The following is an 18289-nucleotide window of genomic DNA, read 5'->3' on the forward strand; positions in this document are numbered from 1 at the left end:
GGAGTCGAGCGCATGGAGTTTCTACAGCGCCTGTTCGATAAGCTCGACTGGGCATTTGCCGGACTGTTGGGCGCTATCGCCGCCAGCTTCTGGCACCGCGATGATCTGGTCGACCGTAAGGCCTGGGCCATCTTCATTTTCTCGGGAGCTGTCTGTGCCCACTACCTCACCGGCCTGATCAGTTCCTACTTCGGTGTGGTCGAGCCGCGCAGCGTGGCGGGTGTCGGCTTCCTGCTCGGCACGTTCGGCGGGTCACTCATTGCCGCTATCACCCGCGCCATCAAAGCCGCTGACCTCTGGGCGTTCATTCGCCAGCGGTTCGGGGGAGGCAACCCGCCATGAACTACGAAACGTTGAACGCAGTCGCCTGCGGGCTGATCGGTTTGTGGGCGACCTGGTGCGTGCTGAGCGGGAAGGTTCGTGATGGGGTGGTGGGCAAGATCATCTACGCCGCGATCGCTATCAGCGGCTACGCGATCCTGGCTCGCAATGATCACTTCATCCTGCCGCCCACCGGCGCAGGTGTGACGCTGCATGTGTCCCTGGCTCTCGCCGGCATCCGCCACATCTTCATGGTTACCTGGTGGCAGCGGGTGAAAGCCTGGCTTTGCCGAACGCTGAACTGTGAACACTGCATGCGCTGTGACAAGGCGCCGGGTGGGGTCGAGCGGCGCAAGTCGTAGGCCGCGCCACAAATTCAAGGTGCGCCTTTCGTGGCGCAACCAAGATGGCATACTGCTCATCAACCTCGGTGGAGTGGTGCCATGAAGCATTTTCCAATTACGGAAGAGCAGCGCAATTCAGTTAAGGCGGTTACGTTAGAAATTGGCAAGATCACGATGCACGCACGCGCTATTTTCACGAGGCTGCAAAATCTCGTTTGTAATCAAGAAATATCCAAAACGCTTGGTGTCAGCATATCGCATGCGGTTAATACCAACGATAGAACCGAAATGGGTCTGGTTACTCCCTTTGGGGGTGTGAAGATTCAGTTACTCCCATTTGTCAGCGATGAGGGCGTTCTTGGTCGGTGTGTAGTTAGCAGAAAAGATGTTTCCGCGTCGGATAAGGTCATCTGGGTAGATATTTGGTTTTTCTGTGTCACTCCACATGGGACATTTTTTCAGGGGGCTGACTCCTCTACTTCAGCTAGTGCCATGCAAACGCGTCTTTTGGCAGACGATAAGGACGTTTTTGACCTGCTACTTTCAATTATTTTTGTGGCGGGAAAGGAGCAATAGATGCTCCCAGCTACTGAGGGAGTAACAAGCCATGCCAGCAAAGCAACCCGACTGGGGGGCGATCGAACGTGCCTATCGGTCGGGTCGCTTTTCGGTTAGAGCTTAAACAGTAGAGTCAGTGCGGTTCCTCCCAGCACCACCACAAATGCGGATGTCCAAGAGAAGAATCTTCTCAGCCAAGGCCATGCCAGGACCACGCAGAAAAGTATGTTCAGGGCGATGTCAAATTTGCTCATTTTTAACTCCGTGCTTGTAGAGCAACCCATCCTCCCTGCCTCAATTGCGCGTGAGTGGCGAATTCGCGCCATTTTTTGGGCGGAAATATGATTCGACCACGTCGTCGCCTCCCTCACGGGGCATGAGGAACAGCGTCAGAGTGAGTTTCCATGAGAAGGCCAGCACCACCAGAAGATTTGCTGCAGGCGGGCAGCATCACTCTGAGCCCAGCACCTGAGGTGTGGGAGTGGCTCCAGTCCGAGATACTCGCTGACACAGGCAGCATCCACAACGAAGACCATGCCCATCTACTCGATGCAGACATCCGGATCATGTGGGCGTCCTCGAGCTTCGAGAAGCAGGGCCGTACAGTCCAAGGCCAGGCCGAGCAGGTAGCGTTCCGCGCCGGCGGCTGGCAGAAGGCCCGGATGGAGCAGCAGATGCGCGATTGGTTCGGTGAAGTGCCGGCTTTCATCATCACACTGGCTGCGGATTACTGCGCACAGTGCAGTGATGTCGACTTCTGCGCTCTGATTGAACACGAGCTTTATCACCTAGCTCACGCGACCGATAAGTACGGTCAACCAGCATTCACCCAAAACGGTACCCCGAAGATCAAGCTGCAAGGCCACGATGTTGAAGAGTTCGTTGGAGTGGTCCGCCGCTATGGTGCGAGCCCTGACGTTCAGGCGCTGGTGGATGCTGCAAACAGTCCTGCCGAGGTGGGGGAATTGAACATTGCGAGGGCCTGCGGAACCTGTCTGCTCAAGTCGGCCTGATGTGAGACAGGCATGAGACGGAAACCAATCTATGGCAGCCCTGAAAAACGATGTGAAAGCCTTCATCGTTCAGGCTTTGGCGTGTTTCGACACTCCAACCCAAGTCTCGCAAGCGGTGAAGCAAGAATTCGATATTGATGTGACACGGCAACAGGTGGAACAGCACGACCCCACCAAACGCGCTGGCGTGAACCTGGCTGCGAAATGGGTGACCCTATTCAACGACACCCGTAAGCGTTTTCGTGAAGAGACTGCCGAGATCCCGATCGCCAACCGTGCGTTCAGGCTTCGAGCACTTGGCCGGTTTGTCGAGAGGGCCGAGACGATGAAGAACATCGGCTTGGCCATGCAGATTCTGGAGCAGGCCGCAAAGGAAGTCGGCGACATCTACGTCAATCGCAACCGGAAGGAAGAGCCTGACGACGAGCCGGCGATCCCGACCCGCATTCAGGTAGATGTGGTGGATGCGAGGAGGCCGAATGCCGAGCCTTAACGTTCCGCAGTCGCAGTTCCTTTTGTTGCCCCACAAGTTCCGCGCATTCGTTGCTGGTTTCGGCTCAGGAAAGACCTGGGTGGGATGCTCGGCACTGAGCAAGCATTTCATGGAGTGGCCCGGCGTGAACGCTGGCTACTTCGCACCGACTTACCCGCAGATCCGTGACATCTTCTACCCCACGATGGAAGAAGTGGCCTACGACTGGGGGCTGAAGACCAAGATCAATCAGGCGAACCATGAGGTTCACATCTACAGCGGCCGGCAATATCGCGGCACTGTGATTTGCCGGTCGATGGAAAAGCCGCAGACCATCGTCGGTTTCAAGATCGGTCACGCACTGGTGGACGAGCTGGACGTGCTGACGTCGCTGAAGGCTCAACAGGCATGGCGCAAGATCATTGCTCGAATGCGCTACAACCTGCCTGGGCTGAAGAACGGCGTAGATGTGACCACTACGCCTGAAGGATTCAAGTTCGTCTTCCTGCAGTTCGTGAAGCAGCTGCGTGACAAGCCGGCGCTGAAGGTTATGTACGGCCTAATTCAGGCCAGCACCTTCGACAATGAACTGAACCTGCCGGACGACTACATCCCATCGCTGATGGAGTCCTACCCCGAGCAACTGATCCGCGCCTACCTCAATGGGCAGTTCGTCAACTTGACGTCCGGCTCGATCTACCACGCGTACGATCGCAAGCTGAACGGCTGCTTCGACACCGTGCAGCCGGGCGAGCCGCTGTTCATCGGCATGGACTTCAACGTCGGCAAGATGGCTGCGATCACCCACGTTAAACGTGACCAGGGTCTGCCGCGCGCCGTGGATGAGCTTATGGATGGCTACGACACGCCGGACATGATCCGCCGCATCAAGGAGCGCTACTGGCGACACAACGGCAACGACTTCGAGAAGACCTGCGAGATCCGGATCTACCCGGACGCCTCTGGCGATTCACGGAAGTCGGTCAACGCAAGCGTCACTGATCTGGCCATGCTCAAACAGGCTGGTTTCGCCGTCATCGCGCCGGCGGCCAACCCACCGGTGAAGGATCGGATCAACGCTATGAACGCCATGTTCTGCAACGCGCAGGGAGAGCGGCGTTACCTGGTCAATCCGTTCACCTGTCCGACTTATGCAGACGGGCTTGAGCAACAGATCTGGGCGCCAAACGGCGAGCCAGATAAGAGCCAAGGCAACGACCACGCCAACGACGGCGGTGGTTACTTCATCCACCGCGAGTACCCGATCGTGAAGCCGGTCACCTCAATGAAAATGGGAGTCGCCCGATGAAGGACGTCACTTTTACCCGTCCCGAGTACGACGCGGCACAGTACCGCTGGCGCTTGGTGCGCGACGTCTGCAAAGGTTCGGAAACTATCAAAGCTGCTGGCGACCGATATTTGCCGAGGCCGAATGCATCGGACGCCAGCCAAGACAATAGGGACCGCTACGACGCATACAAGAAGCGGGCGGTGTTCTATAACGCCACCGGCAGGACGAAACACAGTTTGGTGGGCGCAGTGTTCCGCACCTGGCCAACGCTGACTGTTCCGGGTGCTATCGAATACGTGTCAAAGGACATCGACGGGCAGGGCGTGAGCATCTACCAACAGTCGCAATCGGTCATTGGGCATCTGCTCGAAGTCGGTCGTCATGGTCTGTTGGTTGATTACGCCGCCGTGAAGTCCGGCACTGTGAGTAAGGCGGATGAACAAGCGGGCCGAGCTCGGGCGAGTGCTGCAAGCTACCCGGCGGAAGCCATCATCAACTGGAAGACGCGCAAGGTCGGCGGTCAGCATCTGCTGAGTCTTGTCGTGCTGCGAGAAACGGTCGACGTCGATACCGATGACGGTTTTGGCAGTGAGCAGGTCGTGCAGTACCGAGTGTTACGTCTCGATGGTGCTGGTATCTATACGCAGGAAGTGTGGGAAGAGGGCAGTAGCACCACAACAATGGTCACTGCGCCTTTCTCTCCGCTGAATGGTGCCGGCCAGCAATGGAAGGTGATCCCGTTCCAGTTCCTTGGTAGCGAGAACAACGACACCAGCATTGACGATTCGCCGCTATACGACATGGCTGAAGTGAACATCGGCCATTACCGCAACAGCGCGGACTACGAAGAGGCGGCCTACCTGGTGGGCCAGCCGCAACCGTGGATGGCAGGGCTCGATGAGCAGTGGCGCGACCACATGGAGAAGAACGGCATCTTCCTCGGCTCCCGTGCGCCCTGGCTACTGCCGGTCAGTGGCACATGCGGCGTATGGCAGGCTCAGCCGAACACGGTGGCCAAAGAGGCCATGGACGCCAAGAAGGAGGACATGGTGTCGCTGGGCGCCCGGCTGATCGAGCGCGGTAGCGCAGTGAAGACCGCAACCCAGGCCGACAACGACAGTGCAGCTGAACACAGCGTCCTTTCGTTGGTAGTGAGCAACGTCAGCGAGGCTTACAGCCAGTGTCTGGCGTGGATGGCAGAGTTCGTGAATGCCACGGGCGAAACGCTCTACAAGCTCAATCAGGACTTCAGTCAGATAACCCTGGACGCGACGATCCTCTCAGCCCTGTTCAACGCAGTGCAGGGCGGCAAGCTGCCGGCAGGTGACTTCTGGCAGTACCTGCGTGATCGCGGGGTTATCGATCCCGAAAAGACCGACGACCAGATTCGCGACGAATTGGAAACCGAGAACCCCGGGCCTGACCTGGATGACGACGAGGTAATCCCGGATGGCCGAAAACCAAGCGATCCTTGATGCCACGATTCGCCACGCTGTTTTCCTTGAGCAACTGAAGTCGGGGGAGGTCGCCAAGTTCGGGCCTTTCCTCAAGGAGATTGACCGGTCGATCCGCGAGCGGCTGACTCGGGCTGACCTGACGGATTACACCGTCGCACGGCTGGAGCGATTGCTGAGCGAGGTGGACAGCTTGCTGCTGGGCATCTTCAACAGGTATAGCGAGAAGCTGAACCTCGACCTGATCGACATCGCCAACTACGAGGCCGAGTTTGAAGCGACCAGCTTGACCCGAGCGGCGCCGGTGGGCGTCTCGTTTGATGCAGCGGTGCCGGGCGCTGCTGCAATCAGGGCGGCCATCCTCGGCAACCCGCTCAGTGTGCGCGGCGCAGATGGCGGGAAGCTACTCAAGTCGTTTATCGATGGCTTCACCGCAACCGAGCGGCAACGCCTCACTGGCGCGATCCGGCAGGGCTTCTTCGAAGGCCAGACCAACTTCCAGATCATCAAGAACATTCGCGGAACGAAGGCGCTTCAGTACAACGACGGTATCCTGGCTACGACCAACCGGAATGCCGGCGCCGTGGTGCGAACTGCGGTGCAGCACGTCGCCACCCAAGCACGCATGGAGACTCTGAAAGAGAACGCCGACGTCGTGCAGGCGGTGGAATGGGTCAGCACGCTGGACACGAAGACCACCAGCCAGTGCCGGACGCTCGACAAACAGCGCTTCAAGCTGACCGAAGGGCCACGGCCGCCGATCCACATTAACTGCCGCTCGACGGTGGTGGCAGTGACTCGATTCAGTGCGCTGTTCGCCAAGGACTCCACCCGAGCATCCATCGGTGATGGGGGCGCCCAGCAGGTGAGGGCAGACCTCAGCTACTACGACTGGCTCAAGCAACAGCCGGGCGCGTTTCAGGACAAGGCTATTGGCCCAGTCCGCGCAAAGCTGTTCCGCGAAGGCGGGCTGAGTGTCGAGCGTTTTGCCGAGCTGCAGCTTGATCGCAACTTCAAACCACTTAACCTCATTCAGATGAAGGCTTTAGAGCCGCTGGCGTTCGAACGGGCTGGATTGTCTTAGTAGACAGACGTTAGGATCGGGTCCTTCGCTCAACTTCTAGAGCGACGCAACCAAAGGATCTGGGTGATGGCTGCCCCATATAATTATTCTCTCTCGCAGGAGCCTGTGGATGAATGCCTTAACAAGCAAACAGACCATCAGCTGGTAAGAAATTATGCCCAAGGTACACACAGCGTTTACGAACTGAGCGACGCGCAGTTTGATGAGGTGTACAAAATCGTTGTGGGAAGCGGCAATTTCTTCACCGATGATTGGGTTGAAAGCAGGCCTGTCACAATCAATGGTGAAGCACTGATGTGGCTCAAGCAGCGAGGCGACCACGTTAGAATCATCGCTCCCGTCCACACTTAGTTCGGACCAACTTTCAACGGTCCAACATTGTAAAAGAGTCACAAATATCAGACCCCGGCCTTCGCTGGGGTTTTTTTATGCCAACGATTTACAGAGGCCTCGTCAATGACGGGGCTTTTTCATATCTGCGGGCAGGGCCTGCAACTCGTCTCAGGGAGACAAACAAATGGGCTTGAAGTATCAGTTGGACACTCTCGATGGTCTCGACGACTCCGTTAAATCGCTCTACACCGAGAAGGACGGCAAGTACGTCCTCGGCATTGAAGGACTGCCGCAACCCGAAGACGTTTCGGGCCTGAAGTCGAAGGTTGAAGAACTGCTCGGCGAGAAGAAAGCGGCTGAGAAAGCCCGCAAGGATGCCGAAGATCAGGCTCGCCTAGAGCGCGAAGAAGCAGCCCGCAAGTCCGGCAACGTCGAGGAGCTCGAAAAGTCTTGGTCCGAAAAGTACAACCGCCGCGAAGCTGAGCTGAACGGCACGCTGGAGCAGGAGCGCGCAACGTTGGGCGGGCAGATCCGGGATCTGACTGTCGGCCGTACCGCTACTGACATCGCGTCTGCCCTGGCAATCCCAGGCAGCGCCAAAGCCCTGTTGCCGCACATCGAACGCCGTCTGAGCGTCGAGCAGCGCGACGGGAAGCCTGTTGTGGTTGTCCTCGATCAGCAGGGCAAGCTCTCGGCGGCAACGCTGGATGAGCTGAAAGCAGAATTCGCAAACGACTCGGCCTTCGCGCCGTTGATCGCGGGTAGCAAGGCATCTGGCGGCGGGGCGGCCGGTGCTGGCAATGGCGGCGGGGCCGCGAAAGGAAAAATCGGCGGCACCAAAGAGGAACGACAGGCAGCTATCGCAAGCCGGTTCCCGGATCTCCCTCAATCGTAAGGAAATAACTCATGTCCCTGTCGCAAATGCAGGTTTTCAACGAATACATCATGCCGGCGACTCTCGAGACGCTGGATCAGTATCTCGCCGCGTTCAATGCTGCCAGCCGTGGGGCTATCGTGCTGTCCCCGGACGGCTTCACTGGCGACTTCCTCCAAGAGTCGTTCTTCCAGACCCTGGCTGCTGCCCAGCGCCGCGTGGATCGCTACAGCGCAAACGCTACTGTCGCTGCTACCGACCTGACCGAGCTGAAGAACACTTCGGTGAAGGTAGCCGGTGGCTTCGGTCCGATCCGCTACGAACCGTCGCAAATGACCTGGCTGGAGCGCCCAACCGCGCAAGGCATTGAGGTTGCGAGCCGCGCGTTCGCTGAAATCCTGCTGAAGGATCAGTTGAACACTGCGATTGCTGCCCTCGTCGCCGCGATCACCGCCCAGGCCGCCGCGGTCAACGATGTGTCGGCCACCGCCGGCATCACCTACGCTGGCCTGAATAACGCACACGCGAAGTTCGGCGATGCAAGCCAGAACCTGGTAACCCAGGTGATGCAGGGCACCAGCTACCACAAGCTGGTAGGTCAGAACCTGGCGAACCAGCAGCAGCTGTTCCAGGCGGGCAACGTCCGCGTGGTGGACATCCTCGGCAAGATCTCCGTTGTGACGGATGCCCCTGCACTGATGCAGGCCGGCACCCCGAACAAGGAAATCATCCTGTCCCTGGTACAAGGCGCTGCGCTGGTCCACGACGGCCGCGACATCATCAGCAACGTCCAGACCACCAACGGCAAGGAGCGTATCGAAACCACGCTCCAGACCGACTACACCTTTGGCCTGGGCCTGAAGGGCTACACCTGGGACACCACCACCGGCGGCAAGTCGCCAACCGACGCCGAGTTGGCGACCGGTACCAACTGGGACAAAACCGCCACCAGCATCAAGCACACCGCCGGTGTCGCTCTGATTGGCGATGCTTCCAAGTAACTCCTGACAACTGAGCCGGGACTTGTGCCCGGCTCGGTGAGGAAATGATCATGAGCAACAAGAACATCTGGTATCTGCCTGGGCCATTCCATCAGTATCAGGAAGACGTCAAGGCGTTAGCCAAGGATCATGGCTTGCGCATCATCGACGCGAACGCTACAGAAAGTCGTGAAGATGGCGCCGACGAAGTGCCTGACGTGACGGCCAAGGAAGTGCCGACGGTGCTGCTGATCGATGGTGGCAACTCCAGCATCAACATCGACGCTTTCCGCGCCGAGCTTGAATCTGTCGGCCTGATCGTTGAGTCATTCGCTGATCAATCGCTGGTGCGCCCAGAAGGTGATCTTGGCCCTATCGCTGATCGCCTGTTACAGGTGTTCGAAGCGGTAAGTTCAGGCGTGGAAAGACTCACCCGCGAGCGTGACGGTGAAGTTGAAAAGGTGAAGACTCTGCAATTGCAGGTAGATGACCTTATCCAGCAGGCCGACAAAGCCGGTCAGGTGGATGCGGAAGCGAAGGAAATCGCCGACCTGAAGGCCAAGCTGGATGACGCGAAGGTGCCGTACCGGGCCAACGCTTCGAAAGACTCCCTGGAAAAGCTCGTCGCTGATCTTCCCAAGGCCTGATAATGCTGGCTGCCGTTGATCCGGCGGCCAATCTTCAAACCATTGCAGCGAGTTGACGCATGACACTCATCATCGAGGACGGCACCGGCAAACCAGGCGCCGAAAGCTACGCGAGCGCCGCGGACCTGGTCATGTACGCCGTGAAGTTCGGTGTGACCATCCCTGCGGACGAGCCAGCGCAAGAAGCGCTACTTCGTCGGGCTGCCTTGGCGATGGATGGAAAGACCTGGAAGGGGCGCAAGACGGACAGCGATCAGGCTCTGGCTTGGCCGCGCCGGGGTGTTGAACTGGACTACCAGATCAAGCCCGATAACTACCTGCCGGCGCGGATCCAGTACGGGCAAATGGCGCTGGCAGCCGAAATTCATCAGGACGACATCGACCCGGTCGAGAAGCGAAAAGGCGCTATCACTCTGGAGCGCGTGGAAGGCGCAGTCACTCGCGAGTACGCCACGATCCCGAACACCAGTGGGCGATTGCTGCCGGCGGCACCGGACCGGCCGAGCGCAACGCAATTTGCTGACTACCTTCAGAAACGGGGGTTGTTCGCTGTACGTGCATGATCGTAAAGGATCACTAAATTGATTAAAAAGTACTTGTGCACTACTCATTGGTGATGCATTATGCCTGCATAAACCAACGAGAGGTGTTTCATGCTACCTAATCCTAAGCACAAAAATTTTCCCGAAGCTCTTCGTAACGCCCGAAAAGCAGCAGGTATGACTCAGGCCGAACTGTCCATCGCAGCAGACATTTCGAACGTAATGGCGGGGCGCTATGAGCGTGGAATGCACAGCCCAGAAATGAGCACTTGGGCAAAACTGAACAAGGCGCTATTTCCTGAAGTGAATCAGAGCGAGTTGGAGGCGATCATCCAGGACGACTTCACTGAGATTGCTCTGGGCGAGGCATCTATCGAAGAGATTATTGAAGAACTGAAAAAGCGTGGCTTTGCCAAGGTTACGCTAGCCAGCGAATGAATTTTCAGTCCCGTTAAGCCCGCCTTGTGCGGGCTTTTTTATGAGGTGCACATGGCCTTCTACGATAAAATGGCCGTGATGGCTCTGGAGATGATCACAGAGTTCGGCCAGCCCGTGACCATTCGGGCAACCAGCACCGGCGAGTACGATCCGGATACCGGCAGCGCACAGCCTGACACCATTACCGAGCAGACCGCCCAAGGCATCCTGCTCGACTTCACCGGTCAAGAATTTCAGAACAACAGCCTCATCAAGCAGGGCGACAAGAAGCTCAAGATCGCCGCGCAGGGGCTTGAGTGGGTACCTGGTCTGTTGAACAAGGTCATCATTCAAGGCCGCGCCTGGTCGATCGTCCCACCGCTGAAGGAGATCAACCCGGCCGGGACGCCGATCCTGTATGAACTGCAGGTGCGGTCGTGAGCCGGGCCGGTGCCGGACAATCCGGCAGCTTCGCCTTGAGCCTCGCCGAGTTCGCAGCGCAGGCCACGGAAGCCATCGACACTAGCCTGCGCGAGATCATCATCGAGGTTGGCAGCAGCGTCATCCGCATGTCGCCGGTGGGGAATCCCGAGATTTGGGCCGCAAACGTCGCTCACCGGGCGGCCAACAAGCGTGCAGCCGATGACTATAACTTCAAGGTGGCGGTCCGCAACACGGTCATCAACCTGACCGACAGCAATTTCACCAAGTCCGGCAAGCTGAAGGCAGGTGTGAAGCATGCCAAGCCCCTGACCAAGACCGAGCGCGACCAGAACTTCAACGTGAACGGTCTGGTTGCGGGTAAGGATTACGTCGGTGGGCGGTTCCGGGCCAACTGGCACCTTTCGATTGATGTCATCGAGAACGTTACCTTCGATGAGGTTGATCCGGGTGGCCAAGAGACGATCGCCGCACTGGTTTCAGCAGTCAGCGACTTCACTGCCGGCCAGACTGCCTACCTCATCAACAACCTACCGTACGCGATCCCGCTCGAGTTCGGGCATTCGACTCAGGCACCCGCCGGCATGGTCCGCATCACCGTGGCCCGCTTCCAGCAGATCGTGCTGGAGGCCATCAGGAACAACCAGGTATGAGTCACAACATCATCGCCTCGATTTACGAAGCCAAGTTGATCGCCTGGGCAAAGGCGTTACCGGTGCCGCTGAAGGTCGTTGTCGAGAACGAGGCCTACACGCCAGTTGACGGCGCCACGTACTTGATGGCCTTCACGCTCCCGGGCGACACCGCAAGCAACACGCTCGGCGGCGACCACAGGCTCTACACCGGCGTATTTCAAGTCAGCATCGTGACGCCTGCGGGCGAGTATCGCGGCGCGGCCGGCGCGCTCGCTGATCAGATTGCTGCGTTGTTCCCGCTGTACGAGCGGAACATGAAAGGCGCGCTTACGGTGGTGACCATGAGTCCGGTAGACCCCGGCCCCGGCATTCCGGACGACACCACCTACACGGTGCCGGTCTCATTCCTTTACCGAGCCGACACCAACTAAATTCGCCCGTTGGGCAACCCCGGAACCCGCCATTGAGCGGGTTTTGTCATATCTGCAAAGAGGAAAAACCAATGGGCTACAAACTCCCCAACGGCGCAACCATCCAGCACGGTGCCACCTACGCCGCCGAGCTGCCATTCACTGCGATGTCCAATGCCACAGAAGCAGTCGCTACGGTGGTGGGCAGCACATTGGCAGCAGGTGACATCGTCTTGGTCACTGCTGGCTGGAGCCGTCTGAACAACCGTGTAGTGCGAGTCAAAGCGGCCACTGCGACGTCGACCACTCTCGAAGGCATCGATACGTCCGACATCCAGGTCTATCCGGCTGGCGGTGGTGTTGGCACCCTGAAAAAGGTCCTCACCTGGGTGCAGATCCCGCAAGTGACCGACGTCGCGTTCTCCGGTGGAGAGCAAAACTACCTGGATGTGGTTTTCCTCGAAGACGACCAGGGCAAGCAAATCCCGACAGATAAATCTGCTGCGAGCATGGCGCTGACTATTGCCGATGACCCGGCACAAGCTTTCAACGCTGTGCTGCTCGCAGCAGATGCGGGCAAGAAGATCCAGGCTGCACGGATGAACCTTCCAGGTACCGATACCGTTCTCTACGGCGCGTACACCTCGTTCTCGAAGCAGCCGGCGGTATCGCGCAACAACCTGCTGACCCGCACCGTCAACCTGGCGCTTCAGGCTGAACCTACCCGCTACCTGTCGTAAGGATTTCTCATGGCAAAGTTTTCCATCGCACCGAAGCCGACGTTCACTGTCGACGTAGCTATCCCGCAGGTCGGCGGCAAGGCGGCCGTGGTGCCGTTCACGTTCAAATACCGTGACCGCACTGCGCTGGCGGAACTGTTCGACGCCTGGAAGGAAAGGGCAGAAGCCATCGGCGAGCGCTTCAAGGGCACTGAGCCGACGTTGTCTGAGGTCACCGCCGCAGAAGTCGAGCAAGGCATCGACCAAATCAAAGACCTAGTCGTGTCTTGGGGCTTCACCGACAAGCTCAGCGACGAATCCATCACCGCGTTGGTGAAAAGCTGCATCGGCGTCTCGGATGCGGTGGTGAAGGCCTATAGCGAAGCGTTCGGTAAGGCCCGCCTGGGAAACTGACCGACGTCGCACGCGCGCTGTACGAGCAGACCACTGATTTCGATGTCCTTTCGGTATTTGGGCTTTCTCCTTCAGATATCGATGACTCCATTGAAGTCTGGCCGGACAACTGGCCGTCTTTCCTCGTCATGGAGTCGATGGGGACTCAGTGGCGTACCGGCACGTGCGGCGCAACCGGTCTCGATTACGGCGTTCTGCCCAGCGTAATGAAGTTCGTCGGCATCCCGGTGAAGGATCGCCCCGGTGTGTTTCAGGACATCCGCGTTATGGAGTCGGAAGCCATCGCGGTTATGGCTGACGCACGCGACAACAGCCCGTGAAGACGGGCAATTATTCAAGGTGAGTCGATGAACATTGCAGAACTCGGCATCAAGGTCGATTCGGCTGATGCCGCCAACGCTGCGACCGATCTCGACAAGCTGACCAAGGCTGGCGATCGCGCTGAGCAGTCCGCCGTCGGCCTGATGAAAGAGATGGAGGCGCTGGAGAAGTCACTTTCGAAAGGCGCGACCTCCACGCAGGAACTGGCCAAACAACGTGACAGCCTGGCAAAGCTGACCCAAACCGGTGCCTATGGTGAAGCTGAATTCACCAAGATCACCGCGCAGCTCGACAAGCAGCAGGCGGCGCTGGCGAAGTCGACGCTAGATGAACAGAAGGCTCTGAACAGTCTGCTGGGTGCGATCGACCCGGCCCGGGCGGCCATGGCCAAGCTGGACACCCAAGTTGAGCAACTTGGGAAACACCTCGACGCCGGTCGCATCAGCCAGGACCAGTACAACTCGGCCCTGAGCAAGATCGATAAGGATTACGCCAAGCTCGAAAAGACCGCCACCGGTTTCGACAAACTTCGCCTCGGCACTCGCCAGGCGCAAGAGAACGTCGTGCAGTTGGGGAATGCGCTGTCCTCGGGGGACTGGGGTAGCGGTGTTCGTGCAGTCGCTCAGTTGGGCGCCGGGGCGGGCGAGGGCGCCGCGGGGCTGCTCGCGATCCTTGCGCCGCTAGCGCTGGCCACTGCGGCAGTGGGCGGTCTTGCATATGCTTTCTATAAGGGCAGCGAAGAACAGGACAGCTACAACAAGTCCCTGATTCTCACCGGCAACTACGCCGGTGTCAGTTCTACGCAACTGGGGGAAATGGCGCGGCAAGTGAGCGCCACTGTCGGCACGACCGGGCAGGCAGCTGAGGTTCTGGCCCTTCTGGCCGGCAACGGCAAGATTGCGGGCGAGAGTTTCATCGGTATCACCCAGGCTGCCGTGTCTATGCAGGAGGCGACCGGAAAGGCTGTCAGCGAAACCGTCGCTGAGTTCTCGAAGCTGGCAGATGACCCGGTCAAGGCTTCCGCTGCACTGAACGAGCAGTACCACTACCTGACTGCATCGGTTTACTCGCAGATCGCCGCACTGGAAGAGCAAGGCGACCACGCGGGCGCCGTGAAGCTGGCGACTGAGCAGTACGCGGACGCCATCAACGAGCGCACGCCGAAGATCCTCGAAAACCTGAGCTTCTGGGAGAGGGGCTACAACGCTGTCGCGCGCGCCGCGGACAATCTGAAGAACATCGGGCGCCGCGACATAAATGCGGAGATCGAGACTGCGCAGAGCGATCTCCGTGAAGCCGAGACCATGGACGGCTTGTTCCAAAGCCAAAAATCCAAGGATGCCCTTATCGAGTTCAGACGCAATCGGCTGAACATGCTGGAGGACGAGAAGGCAGCTCAAGCAGACATCGCCAAGTGGGAGGGTGAGCAGGCGAAAGCCCAAGGCGCTGCGGTTATTGCGATGGGTAAAGTCGACGCTCTCACCAAGTCTTCGTGGACGAATGAACAAAAGCGCACCGAGGCTCTGAAGGAATACAAGCAGCAGCTCGACGATATCCGCAAGGTGACGCCGAACGACCCGCGCCTGAGCCAAGCGGCCATCGACAAGAACATCGCGAACATCAACGACAAGTTCAAGGATCCAAAGGTCGCCGCAGGTAGCGTCGACACAACCGGATTCAATAACGCGAAGAACTCACTGGCCGAAACACTGGCCTACTACAAAAACGCCGACAAGGAGCTGGAAGCCTCCCAGCGCGCCGGCGTGATCAGCCAGGCCAGCTACACCGAGCAACGGGTCAGCCTGTTGAAGCAGCAGGCCGACGAAGTTGCCCAGGGCTATCAGGCGGAAATCGATGCGCTCGAAGCAGCCAAGGCCAAGAAGGGCACAACCGCTGCGCAGGTCATCCAGATTGATCAAAAGATCTCGGATGCCCGATCGGCCATGGTCAAGGCCCAGCATGACAGCGACAGCGAACTGGCCCTCATCGCTACCAACGAGGAAGGACGCCTGCGCAAGCAGACCCTCGCAGTCAACACTTACACCAGCGCCCTACAGCAACAGGTCGACACGCTGCGGCAGCAGGGGTTGCGGGCGGCATCTGGCCTTGGTCAAGGTGACCGTCAGCGCGCACTGACGGATCAGCAGAACGGAATCGATGACCGCTTCAACCAGCAGCGCCTAGGGTTGGCCAACCAGTACGGCGACGGCTCGCGCGGCATGAGCCTGGACGAGTACAACGCCAAACTGAAGGCGTTGAAAGCGACTCAGCAGGATCTGCACGACACTGTTCAGGCCAATTACGACGATATGACCGCCGCCCAGGGCGACTGGAGCGCCGGCGCATCGTCGGCATGGCAGAACTATCTGGAGTCGGCGCGTGACGTGGCCGGGCAGACCAAAAGCCTGTTCAGCAATGTCTTCAGCTCGATGGAAGACGCGATAGTCAACTTCGCCATGACCGGCAAGTTGTCGTTTGCGGACTTCACCAAGTCGATTCTGGCCGACATGGCGCGCATCGCTACACGGCAAGCCAGTTCGGCATTGCTCGGCAGCCTGGTTGGTGCCGCTACCAATTATTTTGTTGGTAGTGGCACGGGTAATGGGCTGCCTGCTGGTTCTGCCGGTGCTACCTCGTCGAATCTTGGTGCCTCGCAGGCTGGCTACACCAATGTCGATTTCTCAGGCTACCGAGCCTCTGGCGGTCCGGTCGCGGCGAATTCGTTGTATGAGGTCAATGAGTTGGGGCCTGAGCTGTACAACGAGGGCGGCCGGTCCTTCCTAATGACCGGGGCGAATGGCGGCAGCGTCACGCCGCTAACTTCTGGCGGCGGGCCAGCGCTGGCCGCGATATCTGGTGGTAGTGGTGGCAACACGTACAACTTCCCCGTGGCGGTTTCAGTGCAGACCACTGGGGAGAATGGTGCGATACCGCAAGAAGCCTCAAATCAGCTCGGAAAAAGCATCCAGCAGGCGGCCAAAACCGAAGCGGAAACGGCAATTGCCCGAGCGCTTCAGCCGGGTGGATCAATCTGGCGCCTGACAAATGGGAGGGGCTGATGGCCATCGAGAAATTCACCTGGCCAACCGAACGTGGTGACTCACCTGAGATTTCTTACAGGGTGCGTACCGCGCAGTTTGGAGGCGGCTATAAGCAGCAGGTCGGCGACGGCCCCAACAACAAAGAGGATTCCTACCCGATCACCTTCACCGGCCTGAAAGTAAAGGTGCTGGAGATCATGGATTTCTTCGATCGCCACGCGGGAGCCAAGGCGTTTCTATGGACGACACCACTCGGCCAGCTCGGCCTGTTCACCTGCAAAAATCCCGTGCCCACCCCGGTGGGCGGTGGTGTTTTCAAGCTCACGGCTACGTTCGAGCGAGCCTTCCAACCATAAGGGGCAATCATGCCGCTGATCAGTGATATCCAGGTGCTCGAGCCTGGCAGTGAAGTGTTGCTCTTCGAATTGGACGGCAGCGAATACGGCGCAGACGTTCTGCGCTTTCACGGGCATTCGATTCCGCACACGGCGGCCGAGCTGATCGCCGCCGGCGCCAATGCCGACCAGTTGCCGGCCAAGGCTATCTGGTGGCAGGGCAACGAGTACGGTGCCTGGCCGATGCAAATTGACGGCATCGAGTCGAATGGCGACGGCACAGCAGTGCGGCCGACGTTGTCTGTCGGCAACGTCAGCGGGCGCATCACTGCGCTCTGCCTGGCGTTCGCCGATCTGCTCGAGTTCAAGCTCACGATGCGCCACACGCTGGGCACGTACCTCGATGCCCAGAACTTCCCGGCCGGCAACCCGACGGCAGATCCAACGCAAGAGACGATCGAGGTCTGGTACATCGACCAGAAGACCAACGAGGACGGCGAGACGGTCAGTTGGGAGTTGGCCAGCCCTGGCGATGTCGGCGGCGAGTCCATTGGCCGACAGGCCACAACGTTGTGCCACTGGTGCCTCACTGGCGGCTACCGGGGGCCGAACTGCGGTTATACCGGTGGCTACGTCACGAAGGATGGCGTGCCAACCGGCAACCCGGAGCTGGATGAGTGTGATGCAACCATCGGGAAGGGGTGCGAGCCACGCTTTGGAATAGGTAATCCGCTGCCGTTCGGTGGCTTCCCTGCGGTTTCCTTGATCGCCCGGAGCTGACTATGCGCAAGTACATTTTGATCGCGATCCAGGCGCACGCCGCCGCCGAGTACCCGAAAGAGTGCTGCGGGCTGCTGCTGGCGATCGGACGCAAACAGCAGTACTACCCGTGCCGCAATGTCGCTTCCGAGCCGAACGAAGAATTCCGGATCGATCCGGAGGACTACGCTGCGGCCGAGGATATCGGCGAAGTGATCGGCGTGGTTCATTCACATCCAGACGCGACCAGTCGGCCATCACCGCGCGACCTGGCCATGTGCGAGGCGACGGCGCTGCCGTGGCACATCCTGAGCTGGCCAGAGGGCGACCTGCGCACAGTCATGCCGAGCGGCGAGGTGCCGCTACTGAAGCGGCCATTCGTGCACGGGGCGTGGGACTGCTGGCAGGTCTGCGCCGACTGGTACAAGCGGGAGTGGGGGCTGGAGTTCGAGGCCTTCAAACGTGCCGATGGCTGGTGGGAGAGTAAAGAAAGCACCAGCCTTTACGAAGCGAACTACGAGGCCGCCGGCTTCTACAAGGTCGATCAGCCGCAGCGCGGTGACATGATCGTGATGGAAGTAGGGCGAACGGTTCACCCGAACCATGCCGGGATATTCCTTGGCAGTGAGCCGTCACTACCCGGGGAGGATGTGGGGACCTTCGGGCCTGGTCCGTTTCTTTTGCACCACCTGTACGGTCGCCCGAGCGAAATCATCGTCTTCGGTGGTCCATGGCTGGATCGGACACGCCTGGTACTCAGGCACAAAGATGCGCAACCAACCACGTGATGCGGCTGGGCCGCGGGAGCAAAAAATGATCGAGTCAGAAAGAAAAACTGCCAGCGGAAAACCGATCTGGCAGATTACGAAGCAGGGTGGGTTCGA

General features: G+C 58.9%; 24 protein-coding genes. All 24 read left to right on the forward strand.

Annotated elements, in window-relative coordinates:
* Positions 1-12: 12 nt before the first annotated feature.
* The 24 genes from AB4O16_RS27125 to AB4O16_RS27240 all read left to right on the forward strand — a co-directional run bounded on the left by AB4O16_RS27125 (position 13) and on the right by AB4O16_RS27240 (position 18193).
* Complete coding sequence (locus tag AB4O16_RS27125; protein WP_028236772.1) at positions 13-342, forward strand: hypothetical protein; 330 nt, start codon at positions 13-15, stop codon at positions 340-342.
* Entirely contained in the window at positions 339-683 is a 345-nt protein-coding gene (locus tag AB4O16_RS27130) for a hypothetical protein (RefSeq protein WP_460156274.1), read from the forward strand. Before AB4O16_RS27125 ends, AB4O16_RS27130 begins: the two co-directional genes overlap by 4 nt.
* Positions 684-764: 81 nt before the next feature.
* The gene (locus tag AB4O16_RS27135; protein WP_460156275.1) at positions 765-1241 is read left to right on the forward strand and encodes a hypothetical protein; all 477 of its coding nucleotides are present in this window, start codon (positions 765-767) and stop codon (positions 1239-1241) included.
* Between the two features lie 386 nt (positions 1242-1627).
* A complete protein-coding gene (locus AB4O16_RS27140; RefSeq protein ID WP_460156276.1) occupies positions 1628-2236 on the forward strand; it encodes a putative metallopeptidase in 609 nt (202 codons plus the stop codon).
* A 31-nt stretch (positions 2237-2267) separates the two neighbouring features.
* A complete protein-coding gene (locus AB4O16_RS27145) occupies positions 2268-2729 on the forward strand; it encodes a DUF2280 domain-containing protein (protein WP_460156277.1) in 462 nt (153 codons plus the stop codon).
* Positions 2716-4017, forward strand: a complete 1302-nt coding sequence (locus AB4O16_RS27150; protein WP_460156278.1) for a terminase large subunit domain-containing protein — start codon at positions 2716-2718, stop codon at positions 4015-4017. Before AB4O16_RS27145 ends, AB4O16_RS27150 begins: the two co-directional genes overlap by 14 nt.
* Positions 4014-5474 carry a DUF4055 domain-containing protein gene (locus AB4O16_RS27155; protein ID WP_460156279.1) on the forward strand — a complete coding sequence of 487 codons (1461 nt, stop codon included), beginning with the start codon at positions 4014-4016 and terminating at the stop codon, positions 5472-5474. Before AB4O16_RS27150 ends, AB4O16_RS27155 begins: the two co-directional genes overlap by 4 nt.
* Positions 5449-6537 (forward strand): minor capsid protein, encoded by a 1089-nt coding sequence (locus AB4O16_RS27160; RefSeq protein WP_460156280.1) that lies wholly within the window; start codon positions 5449-5451, stop codon positions 6535-6537. Before AB4O16_RS27155 ends, AB4O16_RS27160 begins: the two co-directional genes overlap by 26 nt.
* A gap of 66 nt (positions 6538-6603) precedes the next feature.
* Positions 6604-6888, forward strand: coding sequence for a hypothetical protein (locus AB4O16_RS27165; RefSeq protein WP_460156281.1), 285 nt, complete (start codon positions 6604-6606; stop codon positions 6886-6888).
* 166 nt (positions 6889-7054) lie between these two features.
* Complete coding sequence (locus tag AB4O16_RS27170; RefSeq protein ID WP_460156282.1) at positions 7055-7765, forward strand: hypothetical protein; 711 nt, start codon at positions 7055-7057, stop codon at positions 7763-7765.
* Positions 7766-7776: 11 nt separating this feature from the next.
* The gene (locus AB4O16_RS27175) at positions 7777-8745 is read left to right on the forward strand and encodes a major capsid protein (protein ID WP_078825126.1); all 969 of its coding nucleotides are present in this window, start codon (positions 7777-7779) and stop codon (positions 8743-8745) included.
* A gap of 50 nt (positions 8746-8795) precedes the next feature.
* Entirely contained in the window at positions 8796-9371 is a 576-nt protein-coding gene (locus AB4O16_RS27180; RefSeq protein WP_460156283.1) for a hypothetical protein, read from the forward strand.
* A 59-nt stretch (positions 9372-9430) separates the two neighbouring features.
* A complete protein-coding gene (locus tag AB4O16_RS27185; RefSeq protein WP_460156284.1) occupies positions 9431-9934 on the forward strand; it encodes a DnaT-like ssDNA-binding protein in 504 nt (167 codons plus the stop codon).
* Between the two features lie 90 nt (positions 9935-10024).
* Positions 10025-10351: a helix-turn-helix domain-containing protein gene (locus tag AB4O16_RS27190; RefSeq protein ID WP_460156285.1), complete on the forward strand. Its 327-nt coding sequence runs from the start codon at positions 10025-10027 to the stop codon at positions 10349-10351.
* A 51-nt stretch (positions 10352-10402) separates the two neighbouring features.
* On the forward strand, positions 10403-10771 hold the full coding sequence (locus AB4O16_RS27195) for a hypothetical protein (protein WP_460156286.1): 369 nt from the start codon (positions 10403-10405) through the stop codon (positions 10769-10771).
* Entirely contained in the window at positions 10768-11424 is a 657-nt protein-coding gene (locus tag AB4O16_RS27200) for a hypothetical protein (protein WP_460156287.1), read from the forward strand. The genes AB4O16_RS27195 and AB4O16_RS27200 overlap by 4 nt, the downstream gene beginning before the upstream one ends.
* The gene (locus tag AB4O16_RS27205; RefSeq protein ID WP_460156288.1) at positions 11421-11837 is read left to right on the forward strand and encodes a phage tail terminator-like protein; all 417 of its coding nucleotides are present in this window, start codon (positions 11421-11423) and stop codon (positions 11835-11837) included. Before AB4O16_RS27200 ends, AB4O16_RS27205 begins: the two co-directional genes overlap by 4 nt.
* A 71-nt stretch (positions 11838-11908) precedes the next feature.
* The gene (locus AB4O16_RS27210) at positions 11909-12556 is read left to right on the forward strand and encodes a phage tail protein (protein WP_460156289.1); all 648 of its coding nucleotides are present in this window, start codon (positions 11909-11911) and stop codon (positions 12554-12556) included.
* 9 nt (positions 12557-12565) lie between these two features.
* The gene (locus AB4O16_RS27215) at positions 12566-12949 is read left to right on the forward strand and encodes a phage tail assembly chaperone (RefSeq protein WP_409078676.1); all 384 of its coding nucleotides are present in this window, start codon (positions 12566-12568) and stop codon (positions 12947-12949) included.
* Between the two features lie 17 nt (positions 12950-12966).
* Positions 12967-13269: a DUF1799 domain-containing protein gene (locus tag AB4O16_RS27220; protein WP_460158093.1), complete on the forward strand. Its 303-nt coding sequence runs from the start codon at positions 12967-12969 to the stop codon at positions 13267-13269.
* Between the two features lie 27 nt (positions 13270-13296).
* Positions 13297-16329, forward strand: coding sequence for a phage tail tape measure protein (locus AB4O16_RS27225; RefSeq protein WP_460156290.1), 3033 nt, complete (start codon positions 13297-13299; stop codon positions 16327-16329).
* Positions 16329-16667, forward strand: a complete 339-nt coding sequence (locus AB4O16_RS27230) for a phage tail protein (protein ID WP_460055559.1) — start codon at positions 16329-16331, stop codon at positions 16665-16667. The genes AB4O16_RS27225 and AB4O16_RS27230 overlap by 1 nt, the downstream gene beginning before the upstream one ends.
* A 9-nt stretch (positions 16668-16676) precedes the next feature.
* Positions 16677-17426 (forward strand): phage minor tail protein L, encoded by a 750-nt coding sequence (locus AB4O16_RS27235; RefSeq protein ID WP_460156291.1) that lies wholly within the window; start codon positions 16677-16679, stop codon positions 17424-17426.
* Between the two features lie 2 nt (positions 17427-17428).
* Positions 17429-18193, forward strand: coding sequence for a C40 family peptidase (locus AB4O16_RS27240; RefSeq protein WP_460156292.1), 765 nt, complete (start codon positions 17429-17431; stop codon positions 18191-18193).
* Positions 18194-18289: the final 96 nt, after the last annotated feature.

This window comes from Pseudomonas sp. S2_H10, assembly GCF_054668285.1.

What these genes read in the sequence shown, in the direction of transcription:
- AB4O16_RS27125 (WP_028236772.1), top strand. Translation starts at nt 13, where the DNA reads ATGGAGTTTCTACAGCGCCTGTTCGATAAGCTCGACTGGGCATTTGCC.
- AB4O16_RS27130 (WP_460156274.1), top strand. Translation starts at nt 339, where the DNA reads ATGAACTACGAAACGTTGAACGCAGTCGCCTGCGGGCTGATCGGTTTG.
- AB4O16_RS27135 (WP_460156275.1), top strand. Translation starts at nt 765, where the DNA reads ATGAAGCATTTTCCAATTACGGAAGAGCAGCGCAATTCAGTTAAGGCG.
- AB4O16_RS27140 (WP_460156276.1), top strand. Translation starts at nt 1,628, where the DNA reads ATGAGAAGGCCAGCACCACCAGAAGATTTGCTGCAGGCGGGCAGCATC.
- AB4O16_RS27145 (WP_460156277.1), top strand. Translation starts at nt 2,268, where the DNA reads ATGGCAGCCCTGAAAAACGATGTGAAAGCCTTCATCGTTCAGGCTTTG.
- AB4O16_RS27150 (WP_460156278.1), top strand. Translation starts at nt 2,716, where the DNA reads ATGCCGAGCCTTAACGTTCCGCAGTCGCAGTTCCTTTTGTTGCCCCAC.
- AB4O16_RS27155 (WP_460156279.1), top strand. Translation starts at nt 4,014, where the DNA reads ATGAAGGACGTCACTTTTACCCGTCCCGAGTACGACGCGGCACAGTAC.
- AB4O16_RS27160 (WP_460156280.1), top strand. Translation starts at nt 5,449, where the DNA reads ATGGCCGAAAACCAAGCGATCCTTGATGCCACGATTCGCCACGCTGTT.
- AB4O16_RS27165 (WP_460156281.1), top strand. Translation starts at nt 6,604, where the DNA reads ATGGCTGCCCCATATAATTATTCTCTCTCGCAGGAGCCTGTGGATGAA.
- AB4O16_RS27170 (WP_460156282.1), top strand. Translation starts at nt 7,055, where the DNA reads ATGGGCTTGAAGTATCAGTTGGACACTCTCGATGGTCTCGACGACTCC.
- AB4O16_RS27175 (WP_078825126.1), top strand. Translation starts at nt 7,777, where the DNA reads ATGTCCCTGTCGCAAATGCAGGTTTTCAACGAATACATCATGCCGGCG.
- AB4O16_RS27180 (WP_460156283.1), top strand. Translation starts at nt 8,796, where the DNA reads ATGAGCAACAAGAACATCTGGTATCTGCCTGGGCCATTCCATCAGTAT.
- AB4O16_RS27185 (WP_460156284.1), top strand. Translation starts at nt 9,431, where the DNA reads ATGACACTCATCATCGAGGACGGCACCGGCAAACCAGGCGCCGAAAGC.
- AB4O16_RS27190 (WP_460156285.1), top strand. Translation starts at nt 10,025, where the DNA reads ATGCTACCTAATCCTAAGCACAAAAATTTTCCCGAAGCTCTTCGTAAC.
- AB4O16_RS27195 (WP_460156286.1), top strand. Translation starts at nt 10,403, where the DNA reads ATGGCCTTCTACGATAAAATGGCCGTGATGGCTCTGGAGATGATCACA.
- AB4O16_RS27205 (WP_460156288.1), top strand. Translation starts at nt 11,421, where the DNA reads ATGAGTCACAACATCATCGCCTCGATTTACGAAGCCAAGTTGATCGCC.
- AB4O16_RS27210 (WP_460156289.1), top strand. Translation starts at nt 11,909, where the DNA reads ATGGGCTACAAACTCCCCAACGGCGCAACCATCCAGCACGGTGCCACC.
- AB4O16_RS27215 (WP_409078676.1), top strand. Translation starts at nt 12,566, where the DNA reads ATGGCAAAGTTTTCCATCGCACCGAAGCCGACGTTCACTGTCGACGTA.
- AB4O16_RS27225 (WP_460156290.1), top strand. Translation starts at nt 13,297, where the DNA reads ATGAACATTGCAGAACTCGGCATCAAGGTCGATTCGGCTGATGCCGCC.
- AB4O16_RS27230 (WP_460055559.1), top strand. Translation starts at nt 16,329, where the DNA reads ATGGCCATCGAGAAATTCACCTGGCCAACCGAACGTGGTGACTCACCT.
- AB4O16_RS27235 (WP_460156291.1), top strand. Translation starts at nt 16,677, where the DNA reads ATGCCGCTGATCAGTGATATCCAGGTGCTCGAGCCTGGCAGTGAAGTG.
- AB4O16_RS27240 (WP_460156292.1), top strand. Translation starts at nt 17,429, where the DNA reads ATGCGCAAGTACATTTTGATCGCGATCCAGGCGCACGCCGCCGCCGAG.